Source organism: Pseudomonas sp. SWRI22, assembly GCF_014268395.2.
Lineage (GTDB): Bacteria > Pseudomonadota > Gammaproteobacteria > Pseudomonadales > Pseudomonadaceae > Aquipseudomonas > Aquipseudomonas paracarnis.
On sequence record NZ_JABWQK020000001.1, the window covers coordinates 2,718,031 to 2,730,730 of the forward strand.

Genomic DNA, 12,700 nt, shown 5'->3' on the forward strand with positions numbered 1-12,700 from the left:
ATGGCTGTAAAAAACGGACTCAGCAAAGGTAAGCCTCCTGTTGTGAGCGGGCAGCGAACCACCGGTTTAACTTGAACGAACGTTCAAGTTAAACATGAATAGGCGGTCTTGGACTAATCGCAGGGCTGAGTGGTAGGTGTTTCCTACACTAGCTCAGGGATTGGTATGACGCGTGGAGGAGACGAATCGTTCAGCAACCCGACGGTGAAATACATACGAAATGTGGGAGCTGGCTTGCCTGCGATAGCGCTGGGTCAGCCACCCATCTGTTGACTGATACACCGCTATCGCAGGCAAGCCAGCTCCCACACTGACCGGCGTTTGACTCAGGTATTACTTCTGCGCCCCATCATCATGCTGCAAGTTCGCCTGGGTGATATTCGCCCCGGCCGGCACGCTGCGGGTCAGCCACACATTGCCGCCGATGGTCGAACCCTGGCCAATGGTGATCCGCCCCAGGATCGTCGCCCCGGCGTAAATCACCACATCATCTTCAACAATAGGGTGACGCGGGTGGCCTTTCTGCAATTGCCCATCTTCATCCGCCGGAAAGCGTTTGGCGCCCAATGTCACGGCCTGGTAGATGCGCACGCGCTCGCCGATGATCGCGGTCTCGCCAATCACCACGCCTGTGCCGTGGTCGATAAAGAAACTCGGGCCGATCTGTGCGCCGGGGTGGATATCGATACCGGTGGCCGAGTGGGCGATTTCCGCACTGATCCGCGCCAACAGCGGCAGGCCGGCGCGGTACAGGTGGTGGGCCAGGCGATGGTGGATCACGGCCAGGATGCCCGGGTAGCACAACAGCACCTCATCCACACTGCGCGCAGCCGGGTCGCCGTGGTAAGCGGCCAGTACGTCGGTGTCCAGCAGGCTGCGCAAGGATGGCAACGCCAGGGCGAAATCCTGGATCAGGCGAATGGCGTGGGCGTTGACTTCGCTGTCGTCCTCACCGCTCTGGCGCGCGGCATAGCGCAACTCCAGGCGCGCCTGGGCGAGCAAGGCGTTTAGCGCGACGTCGAGGGTATGGCCCACGTAGAAGTCTTCGCTTTCTTCGCGCAAGTCCGCCGGGCCCAGGCGCATCGGAAACAGGGCGCCGCACAAGGCTTCAAGAATCTGTGCCACCGCCTCGCGGGACGGCAACTCGCGGCCACCATGCTCGCCACTCAAGCGCCCATTGCGCGTTCGCCACTGGTCGCGGGCGCCGCGCAGTTGGCTGACGATGGTCTGCAATTGCCAATGACTGGAACGCTCACTCACGGTATTCACTCCTGACGAAATGGCCATCACTTTACGGTATGCACCTAGGCAGCTCTTAAGAACCAATGGTGTGGAGCTAAGAACCTTTAGTCATAAGCGATTGGCGGTTGCCCGATGAAAAGTGCCTGCCTATAGTCCCCCAATCACTCAGCCACCGTGCGTAACCATGATCAAACAACAGCTCGACCGTTTTAACCGTCTGGAACTACTGGGCAGTGCCACGGCCCTGGAAAAGCTCGAGCGGCTGTCGGCTTGGCTGGGCAGGGACATCTACGTCAAACGTGATGACACCACGCCGCTGGCCATGGGCGGCAACAAGCTGCGCAAACTCGAATACCTGGCCGCCGACGCCATCGCCCAGGGCGCCGACACCCTGGTCACCGCCGGCGCGATCCAGTCCAACCATGTGCGCCAGACCGCCGCGCTCGCCGCCAGGCTTGGCCTGGGCTGTGTTGCCCTGCTGGAAAACCCTACCGGCACCGACGACCCCAACTACCTGGGCAACGGCAATCGCCTGCTGCTGGAGCTGTTCGACGCCAAAGTGGAGTTGGTGGAAAACCTCGACAACGCCGACGACCAACTCAACGCCCTCGCCGACCGCCTGCGCAGTAACGGCAAGAAGCCGTACCTGGTGCCTATCGGCGGTTCCAATGCACTCGGCGCGCTGGGCTACGTGCGCGCCGGGCTGGAGTTGGCCGCGCAAATTGAAGACAGCGGCATTCAATTCGCCGCCGTGGTGCTCGCCTCTGGCAGTGCGGGTACCCACAGCGGCCTGGCCCTGGCCTTGAGCGAAGCACTGCCGCAGTTGCCAGTGATCGGCATCACCGTGTCGCGCACCGAGCAAGCGCAATTCCCGAAAGTGCAGGGCCTGGCCGAACGCACCGCCGAGTTGCTCGGTGTGGCTATTCCCGACGCCTTCAAGGTCATCCTGTGGGACGAGTATTTCGGGCCGCGGTATGGCGAGCCAAACGCTGGCACCCTCTCGGCGATCAAACTTTTGGCCAGCCAGGAAGGTCTGTTGCTGGACCCGGTGTATACCGGCAAGGCCATGGCCGGTTTGCTCGACGGCATCGGGCGCCAGCGCTTTGAAGAGGGGCCGATCATTTTCCTGCATACCGGTGGCGCGCCGGCATTGTTTGCCTATGACTCAGTATTCAACTGATTGAATACTGTCGATGTGGGAGCTGTACATATTTCTTAAAAGAATATGAAATTGTATTTTTATTATTTTCAAGACTTAAAAACCCACCTTATCATCGCGCCGAAGGCGAAGACGCGCTTCGCGCTTTAGGGCAGGATACGACTACCGCGTCACCTGCTTCGCTCACCATAAAAACACAGGGGCTTTCCATGACTATTTCTGCATTTCGTCGCACGCTGTTGGTTGGCACTTTGGGCCTCGCGCTTGGCGCTGGCTGGCTGGGCCAGGCCGTTGCCGGCGAGCAATTGAACACCATCAAGAAGGCCGGCGAGATCAAGATCGGCCTGGAAGGCACCTACCCGCCGTTCAGCTTTGTCGATGAAAGCGGCAAGCTCAGCGGTTTCGAAGTGGAACTGTCCGAGGCGCTGGCCAAGGAGCTGGGTGTCAAGGTCAAGCTGCAAGCCACCCCTTGGGACGGCATCCTCGCCGCGCTGGAATCCAAGCGCCTGGACGCCGTGGTCAACCAGGTGACCATCTCCGAAGAGCGCAAGAAAAAGTATGACTTCTCCAAGCCTTACACCGTGTCCGGCATCCAGGCGCTGGTGCTGAAAAAGAACGTCGACTCGATCAAGAAAGCCGACGACCTGGCCGGCAAGAAAGTCGGTGTGGGCCTGGGCACCAACTACGAACAATGGCTCAAGGACAACCAACCAAAAGCCATTATCAAGACCTACAACGACGATCCGACCAAGTTCCAGGACCTGCGCATCGGCCGTATCGACGCCATCCTGATCGACCGCCTGGCCGCCCTGGAATACGCCAAGAAAGCCCCCGACACCGCCGCTGCCGGCGACGCCTTCTCCCGTCAGGAATCCGGTATCGCCCTGCGCAAAGGTGAGCCCGAGCTGCTCGATGCGGTGAACAAGGCTCTGGACAAACTGCGCGCCGACGGCACCTTGAAGACGCTGTCCGAGAAGTACTTCAACGCTGACGTCACGCAATAATGGAAGCAGGTTTCCAACTCGCGCTGGACTCCGCGCCCTTTCTGCTCAAGGGCGCGTACTACACGGTAATCCTCAGCCTGGGCGGGATGTTTTTCGGCCTGCTGCTGGGCTTCGGCCTGGCCTTGATGCGCCTCTCGCGCTTCAAGCTCTTGAGCTGGACCGCCCGGGTCTACGTGTCGTTCTTTCGCGGCACGCCGTTACTGGTGCAGCTGTTCCTGATCTACTACGGCTTGCCACAAGTGGGCATCGAGCTGGACCCGATCCCGGCCGCCATGATCGGCTTTTCGCTGAACATGGCTGCCTATGCGTGTGAAATCCTGCGGGCCGCCATCGCCTCCATCGAGCGTGGCCAGTGGGAAGCTGCTGCCAGTATCGGTATGACCCGTGCGCAGACGTTGCGCAGGGCCATCCTGCCCCAGGCGATGCGCACGGCGTTGCCGCCTTTGGGTAACAGCTTTATTTCACTGGTCAAGGACACGGCGCTGGCCGCCACCATCCAGGTGCCCGAGCTGTTCCGCCAGGCCCAACTGGTGTCGGCACGTACCTTCGAAATTTTCACCATGTATCTGTCCGCGGCCCTGATCTACTGGATCCTGGCGAGCATCCTGGCGCATCTGCAAAATCGTCTGGAAGACCGGGTCAACCGGCATGACCTGGAGTCTTGAAGCATGATCGTGGTTGAAAAATTGACCAAGCAATTCAACGGCCAGGTGGTGCTCAACGGCATCGACCTGGAGGTCAAGGAAGGCGAAGTGGTCGCCATCATCGGCCCCAGCGGTTCGGGCAAGACCACCTTCCTGCGCTGCCTGAACTTCCTCGAAGAACCCACCAGCGGCCGTATCAAGGTGGGTGACATCGAGATCGACAGCAGCAGGCCGCTCAACCAGCAACAGGGCCTGGTGCGGCGCCTGCGCCAGCATGTGGGCTTTGTGTTCCAGAACTTCAACCTGTTCCCCCACCGCACCGCGCTGGAAAACGTCATCGAAGGCCCGATTGTGGTCAAGAAGATGCCACGGGAAGCGGCGGCCGAACTGGGGCGCAAGCTGTTGGCCAGGGTCGGCCTGGCGGGCAAGGAAGCGTCGTACCCGCGGCGGCTGTCCGGCGGCCAGCAACAGCGTGTGGCGATTGCCCGCGCATTGGCCATGGAGCCGGAGGTGATCCTGTTCGACGAACCCACCTCGGCCCTCGACCCGGAACTGGTGGGCGAAGTCCTGGCGACCATTCGCAGCCTGGCCGAAGAAAACCGCACCATGGTCATCGTCACCCACGAGATGAGCTTTGCCCGTGATGTGGCCAACCGGGTGATCTTTTTCGACAAGGGCGTGATCGTCGAACAGGGCGAAGCCAAGGCGCTGTTTGCCAACCCCAGGGAAGAACGTACCAAGCAGTTCCTGAGCAAATTCCTCGCCCACTGACGCCTCCCAGTGTAGGAGCGAGCTTGCTCGCGAAGAACGTTAACGATAACGCGGTGAATCAGATTGACCGAGTTGCCTGGGCGTTCTTCGCGAGCAAGCTCGCTCCTACAACGGGTTGCAGGTTGAGCGTGTAAAAGCCCCCGTCGCAAGCGCCTTAAAATCCCCCTCCCCGTCAGCCCCTTCTGAATCTCGCCAAACCCGCCGTTTAGCCCTTTGCCTCCATTGACGCTCCTTGGTCAACCCTCTTATCTAGCGCCTTGAGGATTGGATCCTATCCCGGCTACTGACTGAATCGTGCCTTTCGAACCCCCTTGCGCCTGTGCGTCCAGGTTTCGGAACGATTGCTGCTGGCTGCATCAAGGAGATTACTTATGACACACACTCAAACCCCGGCCACGCTCAGTGCCCCAAAGCTTCCCCAGGCTATTGGAAACGGCATCAGCGCCCTGGCCTCCGCCCACTTGCAGGTCGACATTTCACCCTACCCGAGCATGGAAGAAGGCGACCTGATCGAACTCTTCTGGAACAACTGCTTCGCCGCCTCGCGCAAGGTGACGGCCTGCAGGATCGGCACGTGCACCCACCTGTGCGTACCGCAGAGCTTTGTGCAGGACGGACCGGCACGCGTCCATTACCAGGTCTTGCAGATCGGCCATGGCCCGATGCGCTCGGCGGTCACGCTGGTGCGGGTCAAGACCAGCTATCCCGGCGGTCAGCCTTCGCCGCGCCTGAACCCTGAAGGCGACACTGAAAACCAGAATCTGGCGCCCGTGAACTTGCCCGAGACGATTCGCCGCCACGGCGTCAACAGCAGCCAGGTAAGGCGCGGCATTCCGCTGACCATCGAGCCTTACCTGAACATGAGCACGGGCGATGCCATTACGTTGCGCTGGGGCGATGTACGCTTGGACCTGCCCCGCATCCAAGCCAACAGCGTCGGCCTGGCGGTGCAGGTGTGGGTGCCGCCCCACGTGATTGTCGAAGCCGGCGACGACTGCCGGTTGGAAGTCACCTACTGCATTCTCGACCGCGTGGGTAACAACTCCCGCTGGGCGCCCGCACGCACGCTGCGCATCGCCGCCTGCACACCGCCCCGCCCTGCCTCGCCCGCACCGGGCTATCAACCGCGTCGCTTCGGTTCACCCTGTGAACCGGGGTGACAGCCCTTCTATGCATATTCCTAAAAGTTAGTTTATTTAAATAATTAACACGCTTAGGGTATATGCACCGGACCACCGGACATTCCTGATTTTTCTGTTTATTTCATTGAATGCGAGGTCGGTATGGTCAGAATTACCCCGGTGCGCAACGCCAGGGCATTGCGTGCAGCCAAGGAGCGGCGCTGATGTCTAACTTGGCTCTAACACCCCCCCAGAGTGATCTGGACGTAGCCCCCCTACTGTCGCCCGCCACGGTATTGCGCAACGACGCTCAGGCACTGAGTGCAGCCCACGAACTGGCCCAGGCTGCACGCCTGCACGCCGCCCAGCGCGACCAGCAACGCAAACTGCCCTGGGCGCAGCTCGAACAGTTCACCCGCAGCGGCTTAGGCAGTATTTCCATTCCCCGGGAATACGGCGGCCCACAGGTGTCGTTTGTGACCCTGGCCGAAGTCTTCGCGATCATCAGCGCAGCCGACCCGGCACTCGGGCAGATCCCGCAGAACCATTTCGGCATCTTGTACGTATTGCAGGGCACCGCGACCGAGCGTCAGAAAAAGCAGCTGTTCCAGAGCGTGCTCGACGGCTGGCGCATCGGCAACGGCGGCCCGGAACGCGGCACCAAAAATACCCTGGAGCTCAAGGCACGCATTACGGCCGAAGGTGATGGGTACGTGGTCAGCGGCCAGAAGTTCTACTCCACCGGCGCACTCTTTGCTCACTGGGTCGCCATAAAAGCGTTGAACGATGACGGCAAGCAGGTCATGGCCTTTGTGCGGCGCGGCAGCGAGGGGCTGCGCATCGTCGATGACTGGTCGGGCTTTGGCCAACGCACCACCGCCAGCGGTACCGTCTTGCTTGATCGCGTGGCCGTGGAGCCGGAACTGGTCATCGACAACTGGCGCCTGGGCGAAAGCCCGAATATCCAGGGGGCCGTGTCGCAACTGATCCAGGCCGCCATCGACGCTGGCATCGCCCGAGGCGCCCTCGACGATGCCATTGCCTTCGTGCGTGAACGCTCACGCCCGTGGATCGACGCCAAGGTCGAACGGGCCAGCGACGACCTGTATGTGATCGCTGATATCGGCAAGCTGAAGATCGAACTGCACGCCGCCGAAGCCCTGCTGCGCAAGGCCGGCCAGGTGCTTGACCAGGTCAGCGCCGCACCGATCACCGCGCAGTCCGCCGCCCACGCCTCGATTGCCGTGGCCGAGGCCAAGGTGCTGACCACCGAAGTGGCGTTACAAGTCACCGAGAAGCTCTTTGAACTGGCCGGCAGCCGCGCCACCCTGGCCGAATTCAACCTTGACCGTCACTGGCGCAACGCCCGGGTGCACACCCTGCACGACCCGGTGCGCTGGAAGTACCACGCCATCGGCGCCTATCGGCTCAACGGCACCTTGCCGGCTCGTCATTCCTGGATTTAACCAACCAGAACACTTTTCCACGAGCTTCTGGAGAAACTCATGACCCTTTCTCACCCCGTCGCGGTCATCACCAGCGACGAACAAGCGCTTATTGTCGCCAGCGATCTTGCTGAAGACTTGCGCCGCGACAGCGCCCAGCGCGACCGCGAACGCCGCCTGCCATTGCCCGAACTGGACGTGTTTTCCCGCTCTGGCCTGTGGGGCATCAGCGTGCCCAAGGCCTACGGTGGCGCGGGCGTGTCCAACGTCACCCTGGCCAAGGTCATCGCACTGATCGCCCAGGCCGATGGCTCGTTGGGCCAGATTCCGCAAAACCATTTCTATGCCCTCGAAGTACTGCGCGTGAACGGCAGCCCCGAACAGCAGCAACGCCTGTACGCCGAGGTGTTGGCCGGCCAACGCTTTGGCAACGCCTTGGCGGAGCTGGGCACCAAGACCGCCCACGACCGCATTACCAGCCTCACCCGTGACGGCGACGGCTTTCGCATCAACGGGCGCAAGTTCTACGCCACCGGCGCGATCTACGCCCAGCGCATCCCCACTTCGGTAGTGGATGCAAATGGCGTGCAGCAACTGGCCTTCGTACCGCGTGACAGCGAGGGACTGACGGTGATCGACGACTGGAGCGGGTTCGGCCAGCGCACTACCGGCAGCGGCTCGGTAGTGTTCGACAACGTATGGGTCGCGGCGCAAGACGTGGTGCCGTTCCAGAGCGCTTTCGAACGCCCGACCACCGTCGGCCCGCTGGCGCAGATCCTCCACGCAGCCATCGACACCGGCATCGCCCGTGCGGCCTTTGAGGACGCCTTGCATTTTGTGCGCACCAAGACCCGCCCATGGATCGACGCCGGCAACGACAACGCCACCGAAGACCCGCTGACACTCAAGAGCTTCGGCCACCTGAGCAGCCGGCTGCACGCCGCCGAAGCCTTGCTGGAACGCTCGGGTGAATTCCTCGACCGCGCCCAGGCCGACAGCAATGCCCAGACCGTCGCCGCAGCCTCCATCGCCGTTGCCGAAATACGCGCCCTGAGCACCGAAATCTCCCTGGCGGCCGGCAGCACCCTGTTCGAACTGGCTGGCAGCCAGGCGACCCTGGCCGAACACGGCCTGGACCGCCACTGGCGCAACGCCCGGGTGCACACCCTGCACGACCCGGTGCGTTGGAAATACCATGCGGTCGGCAACTACTACCTCAACGATGAAAACCCGCCGCTGCGGGGGACCATCTGATTAGCAAAAAAAAGATCCTGCTCAATGCTTTCAACATGAACTGCATCGGGCACATCAATCACGGTTTGTGGGCTCATCCACGAGACAACTCGACCGAGTACAAGACCCTCGAATACTGGACTGAACTGGCGAAGATCCTGGAGCGCGGGTTGTTCGACGGTTTGTTCATCGCTGATATCGTCGGCGTGTATGACGTCTATCAGGACTCCATTGACGTGCCCCTCAAGGAGTCGATCCAGCTACCGGTCAACGACCCGTTGCTGCTGGTGTCGGCCATGGCCGCCGTCACCCAGCACCTTGGCTTCGGCCTTACCGCCAACCTCACCTACGAACCGCCGTACCTGTTCGCCCGGCGCATGTCGACGCTGGATCACCTGAGCCGTGGCCGGGTGGGTTGGAACATTGTCACCGGCTACCTCGACAGCGCCGCCAAGGCCATGGGCCTTACCGAACAGGTCGAGCATGACCGGCGCTACGACCAGGCCGATGAATACCTGCAGGTGTTGTACAAGCTCTGGGAAGGCAGCTGGGAAGACGACGCGGTGCGCAACGATCGCCAAGCGCGGGTGTATGCGCAACCGGGCAAGGTGCACAAGGTAGAGCACCACGGCGAGTTCTATCAGGTGGAGGGTTACCACCTGTGCGAGCCCTCGCCGCAGCGCACGCCGGTGCTGTTCCAGGCTGGCAGTTCCGAGCGCGGCTTGCTGTTCGCCGGGCGGCATGCCGAGTGCGTGTTTATCAGCGGGCAGAACAAAGCCGCGACCAAGCGCCAGGTGGACAAGGTGCGCGCCAGCGCAGTGGAGGCTGGGCGCAACCCGGACGACATCAAGGTGTTCATGGGCCTTAACGTCATCGTTGGCGCCACTGAAGCGTTGGCCTGGAACAAGCACGCCGAGTACCTCAGCTACGCCAGCGCGGAAGCCGGCGTGGCGCACTTCTCGGCCTCGACCGGGATTGATTTTGCCCAGTACGCGTTGGACGAACCCATCCAGTACGTCAAAAGCAACGCGATCCAGTCGGCCACCCAGAACCTGCAGAACAACGACTGGACCCGGCGCAAATTGCTTGAACAGCACGCCTTGGGCGGGCGCTATATCACCCTGGTGGGCTCGCCTGAACAGGTGGCCGATGAGCTGGAATCCTGGATCAGCGAAACCGGGCTGGATGGTTTCAACCTGACGCGCATTGTGACGCCGGAGAGCTATGTGGATTTCATTGAGCTGGTGATACCGGAGCTACAACGACGGGGCTCGTACAAGACGGAATATGCGCAGGGAACGCTGCGGGAAAAAGTCTTCCACGACACGGCTCGCTTACCCAACCAACACACCGGCTCTACCTACCGCCACATTGTTTGATCGTTCCCACGCTCCGCGTGGGAATGCCTCTTGGACGCTCTGCGTTCGCTTGTGGGACGCGGAGCGTCCCTGGCGGCATTACCACGCGGAGCGTGGGAACGATCTAGCTACCTAAGACCTTATGACTGGAAAACCACTATGAAAAAGACATTCCTAAACCACCCAGTCAAAGCACTGGCCCTGGCCTTCGGCTTATTCAGCTCGGCGGTATTTGCCGCCGACGCCCCGCTGAAAATCGGCACCACCGCTGCCTTCGCCATTCCGCTGGAAGCCGCCGTAGAAGAGGCCGGCAAGCAGGGCCTGAAGGTCGAACTGGTGGAGTTCACCGACTGGATCGCGCCCAACGTCAGCCTCGCCGCCGGCGATATCGACGTGAACTACTTCCAGCACATCCCCTTCCTGGAAAACGCCAAGGCCGCCGCCGGGTTTGACCTGGTGCCGTATGCGCCAGGCATCATCAATAACGTCGGGCTGTATTCGAAAAAGTACAAAGACTTCAACGAGCTGCCCGCAGGCGCCAGCGTGGCGATTGCCAACGACCCGATCAACAGCGGTCGCGGCCTGCAACTGCTGGCCAAGGCCGGGCTGATCACCCTCAAGCCGGGTGTGGGCTACAAAGCCACCGAAGAAGACATCGTCGCCAACCCGAAAAACATCAAGATCCTGCAAGTGGAAGCGGTGCAACTGGTGCGCGCCTATGACGACGCCGATCTGGTGCAGGGCTACCCGGCGTACATCCGCCTGTCCAAGACCTTCGATGCCGAGTCGGCGCTGCTGTTCGACGGCCTCGACCACCCGGAATACGTGATTCAGTTCGTCATCCAGCCCAAGAGCAAAACTGACCCACGGGTAATCAAGTTCGTCGATATCTACCAGCACTCGCCGGTGGTGCGTGCGGCTTTGGACAAGTCCCTCGGCAAACTCTACCAGGTCGGCTGGGAAGCTAAACCATGAGTGCCGCCAACGCCCGATTGCACGATCTGGCCCCTGCGCCCAGCCACGCCGAACAGACTGAACTGCACCCGGACTTGAACCGCGCCCATGTGCGGTTCATCAACCTGGGCAAAACCTATGACGGCACGGTGCACGCGCTGCAAGGCATTGACCTGGCGATCCAGCGTGGCGAAGTGTTCGGCATCATCGGCCGCAGCGGCGCCGGCAAGTCATCGCTGATCCGCACCATCAACCGCCTGGAACAACCCAGCAGCGGACGGGTGCTGATCGACCAGGTAGACATCGGCAGCTTCGATGAAGACCACCTGGTGGCGCTGCGGCGACGCATCGGCATGATCTTCCAGCACTTCAACCTGATGTCGGCCAAGACCGTGTGGCAGAACGTCGAGTTGCCGCTCAAGGTCGCCGGTGTACCCCAGGCACAACGCGCGCGAAAGGTGCATGAACTGCTGGAGCTGGTAGGCCTGCAAGACAAACACAAGGCGTACCCGGCGCAGCTGTCCGGCGGGCAGAAGCAGCGCGTCGGCATCGCCCGCGCGCTGGTGCACGACCCCGAGATTCTGCTGTGCGACGAAGCCACCTCGGCCCTCGACCCGGAAACCACCCAGTCGATCCTCGGCCTGCTGCGCGAGATCAACCAGCGCCTGGGCCTGACCATCGTGCTGATCACCCATGAGATGGCGGTGATCCGCGACATCTGCGACCGCGTGGTGGTGCTGGAGCACGGGCGTATCGTCGAGCAAGGCCCGGTGTGGCAGGTGTTTGGCGATCCGCAACATGAGGTCAGCAAGACCCTGCTCGCACCGCTGCAACACGGCTTGCCGCCAGAGTTGCAAAGCCGCCTGCAACCCACGCCAGCCTCGGCCGACGCCGCACTGGTACTGCGCCTGCAGTTCACCGGCAGCGACACCCTGGAGCCAGACCTCGCGGCACTGTTCAGTGCCCTCGGCGGCCGTGTGCGTTTACTGCAAGGCGGCGTGGAACGCATCCAGGGGCATGCCTTGGGGCAACTGCTGCTGGCGGTGAATGGATCGCCGCACAACGCCGAAGAACTGCGCAAACGCGCGGCCAATTGGGCACAACAGGTGGAGGTGCTGGGCTATGTGGTTTGATCGTTTAGTGCAGGGCGCCATCGACACCTTGTTGATGGTGGGGGTGTCGTCGCTGATCGCGCTGCTGGTGGGCATTCCGCTGGCGGTCTTCCTGGTCACCAGCGACAAGGGCGGCATCTACCAGGCACCGGCCCTTAACCGCGTGCTGGGAGCGTTCGTGAATCTGTTCCGCTCCATTCCGTTTCTGATCCTGATGGTGGCGCTGATCCCGTTCACGCGCCTGATCGTCGGCACCACCTATGGCGTCTGGGCGGCAGTGGTACCGCTGACCATCGCCGCCACGCCGTTCTTTGCACGCATCGCTGAAGTGAGCTTGCGCGAGGTCGACCATGGCCTGATCGAAGCCGCGCAGGCCATGGGTTGCCGTCGCTGGCACATCATCTGGCATGTGCTGTTGCCAGAGGCGTTACCCGGCATCGTCGGCGGCTTCACCATCACCCTGGTGACCATGATCAACTCATCGGCCATGGCCGGGGCGATCGGCGCCGGTGGCCTGGGCGATATTGCCTACCGCTATGGCTACCAGCGCTTCGATACGCAGATCATGCTCACGGTGATTGTGCTGCTGGTGGTGCTGGTAGCGGTGATCCAGCTGAGCGGGGACCGATTGGCGCGGGTATTGAACAAGCGCTGACG

The 12,700-nt window shown here is 61.7% G+C and carries 12 protein-coding genes; 11 read left to right on the forward strand and 1 reads right to left on the reverse strand.

Translation table 11 applies throughout. The features are described from left to right. Positions 1 to 333: 333 nt before the first annotated feature. A complete protein-coding gene (gene epsC / locus HU730_RS11965; RefSeq protein ID WP_014716464.1) occupies positions 334 to 1,260 on the reverse strand; it encodes a serine O-acetyltransferase EpsC in 927 nt (308 codons plus the stop codon). A 166-nt stretch (positions 1,261 to 1,426) separates the two neighbouring features. Here epsC and HU730_RS11970 point away from each other — a divergent pair, with 166 nt between their 5' ends. The 11 genes from HU730_RS11970 to HU730_RS12020 all read left to right on the forward strand — a co-directional run bounded on the left by HU730_RS11970 (position 1,427) and on the right by HU730_RS12020 (position 12,698). Continuing rightward, positions 1,427 to 2,422 carry a D-cysteine desulfhydrase gene (locus tag HU730_RS11970; RefSeq protein ID WP_060764948.1) on the forward strand — a complete coding sequence of 332 codons (996 nt, stop codon included), beginning with the start codon at positions 1,427 to 1,429 and terminating at the stop codon, positions 2,420 to 2,422. A 188-nt stretch (positions 2,423 to 2,610) separates the two neighbouring features. Then, on the forward strand, positions 2,611 to 3,405 hold the full coding sequence (gene tcyJ / locus HU730_RS11975; RefSeq protein WP_014716462.1) for a cystine ABC transporter substrate-binding protein: 795 nt from the start codon (positions 2,611 to 2,613) through the stop codon (positions 3,403 to 3,405). Further along, positions 3,405 to 4,070: a cystine ABC transporter permease gene (tcyL, locus tag HU730_RS11980; RefSeq protein WP_003187646.1), complete on the forward strand. Its 666-nt coding sequence runs from the start codon at positions 3,405 to 3,407 to the stop codon at positions 4,068 to 4,070. The genes tcyJ and tcyL overlap by 1 nt, the downstream gene beginning before the upstream one ends. 3 nt (positions 4,071 to 4,073) lie before the next feature. Continuing rightward, complete coding sequence (tcyN, locus tag HU730_RS11985; protein WP_014716461.1) at positions 4,074 to 4,820, forward strand: L-cystine ABC transporter ATP-binding protein TcyN; 747 nt, start codon at positions 4,074 to 4,076, stop codon at positions 4,818 to 4,820. 371 nt (positions 4,821 to 5,191) lie between these two features. After that, positions 5,192 to 5,980 carry a hypothetical protein gene (locus HU730_RS11990; protein ID WP_186526713.1) on the forward strand — a complete coding sequence of 263 codons (789 nt, stop codon included), beginning with the start codon at positions 5,192 to 5,194 and terminating at the stop codon, positions 5,978 to 5,980. A 185-nt stretch (positions 5,981 to 6,165) separates the two neighbouring features. Further along, positions 6,166 to 7,407 (forward strand): SfnB family sulfur acquisition oxidoreductase, encoded by a 1,242-nt coding sequence (locus tag HU730_RS11995; RefSeq protein WP_106118291.1) that lies wholly within the window; start codon positions 6,166 to 6,168, stop codon positions 7,405 to 7,407. A 39-nt stretch (positions 7,408 to 7,446) separates the two neighbouring features. Beyond that, the gene (locus HU730_RS12000) at positions 7,447 to 8,640 is read left to right on the forward strand and encodes an SfnB family sulfur acquisition oxidoreductase (RefSeq protein WP_186526712.1); all 1,194 of its coding nucleotides are present in this window, start codon (positions 7,447 to 7,449) and stop codon (positions 8,638 to 8,640) included. Continuing rightward, the gene (locus HU730_RS12005; RefSeq protein ID WP_054896664.1) at positions 8,640 to 9,998 is read left to right on the forward strand and encodes an LLM class flavin-dependent oxidoreductase; all 1,359 of its coding nucleotides are present in this window, start codon (positions 8,640 to 8,642) and stop codon (positions 9,996 to 9,998) included. Before HU730_RS12000 ends, HU730_RS12005 begins: the two co-directional genes overlap by 1 nt. Before the next feature lie 138 nt (positions 9,999 to 10,136). After that, the gene (locus tag HU730_RS12010; protein WP_186526711.1) at positions 10,137 to 10,952 is read left to right on the forward strand and encodes a MetQ/NlpA family ABC transporter substrate-binding protein; all 816 of its coding nucleotides are present in this window, start codon (positions 10,137 to 10,139) and stop codon (positions 10,950 to 10,952) included. Next, positions 10,949 to 12,064 carry an ATP-binding cassette domain-containing protein gene (locus HU730_RS12015; RefSeq protein WP_060772800.1) on the forward strand — a complete coding sequence of 372 codons (1,116 nt, stop codon included), beginning with the start codon at positions 10,949 to 10,951 and terminating at the stop codon, positions 12,062 to 12,064. The genes HU730_RS12010 and HU730_RS12015 overlap by 4 nt, the downstream gene beginning before the upstream one ends. Beyond that, positions 12,054 to 12,698 (forward strand): methionine ABC transporter permease, encoded by a 645-nt coding sequence (locus tag HU730_RS12020; RefSeq protein WP_003187635.1) that lies wholly within the window; start codon positions 12,054 to 12,056, stop codon positions 12,696 to 12,698. Before HU730_RS12015 ends, HU730_RS12020 begins: the two co-directional genes overlap by 11 nt. Positions 12,699 to 12,700: the final 2 nt, after the last annotated feature.

What these genes read in the sequence shown, in the direction of transcription:
- tcyL (WP_003187646.1), top strand. Translation starts at nt 3,405, where the DNA reads ATGGAAGCAGGTTTCCAACTCGCGCTGGACTCCGCGCCCTTTCTGCTC.
- HU730_RS12020 (WP_003187635.1), top strand. Translation starts at nt 12,054, where the DNA reads ATGTGGTTTGATCGTTTAGTGCAGGGCGCCATCGACACCTTGTTGATG.
- HU730_RS11995 (WP_106118291.1), top strand. Translation starts at nt 6,166, where the DNA reads ATGTCTAACTTGGCTCTAACACCCCCCCAGAGTGATCTGGACGTAGCC.
- HU730_RS12000 (WP_186526712.1), top strand. Translation starts at nt 7,447, where the DNA reads ATGACCCTTTCTCACCCCGTCGCGGTCATCACCAGCGACGAACAAGCG.
- HU730_RS12010 (WP_186526711.1), top strand. Translation starts at nt 10,137, where the DNA reads ATGAAAAAGACATTCCTAAACCACCCAGTCAAAGCACTGGCCCTGGCC.
- HU730_RS12015 (WP_060772800.1), top strand. Translation starts at nt 10,949, where the DNA reads ATGAGTGCCGCCAACGCCCGATTGCACGATCTGGCCCCTGCGCCCAGC.
- HU730_RS11990 (WP_186526713.1), top strand. Translation starts at nt 5,192, where the DNA reads ATGACACACACTCAAACCCCGGCCACGCTCAGTGCCCCAAAGCTTCCC.
- tcyN (WP_014716461.1), top strand. Translation starts at nt 4,074, where the DNA reads ATGATCGTGGTTGAAAAATTGACCAAGCAATTCAACGGCCAGGTGGTG.
- tcyJ (WP_014716462.1), top strand. Translation starts at nt 2,611, where the DNA reads ATGACTATTTCTGCATTTCGTCGCACGCTGTTGGTTGGCACTTTGGGC.
- HU730_RS11970 (WP_060764948.1), top strand. Translation starts at nt 1,427, where the DNA reads ATGATCAAACAACAGCTCGACCGTTTTAACCGTCTGGAACTACTGGGC.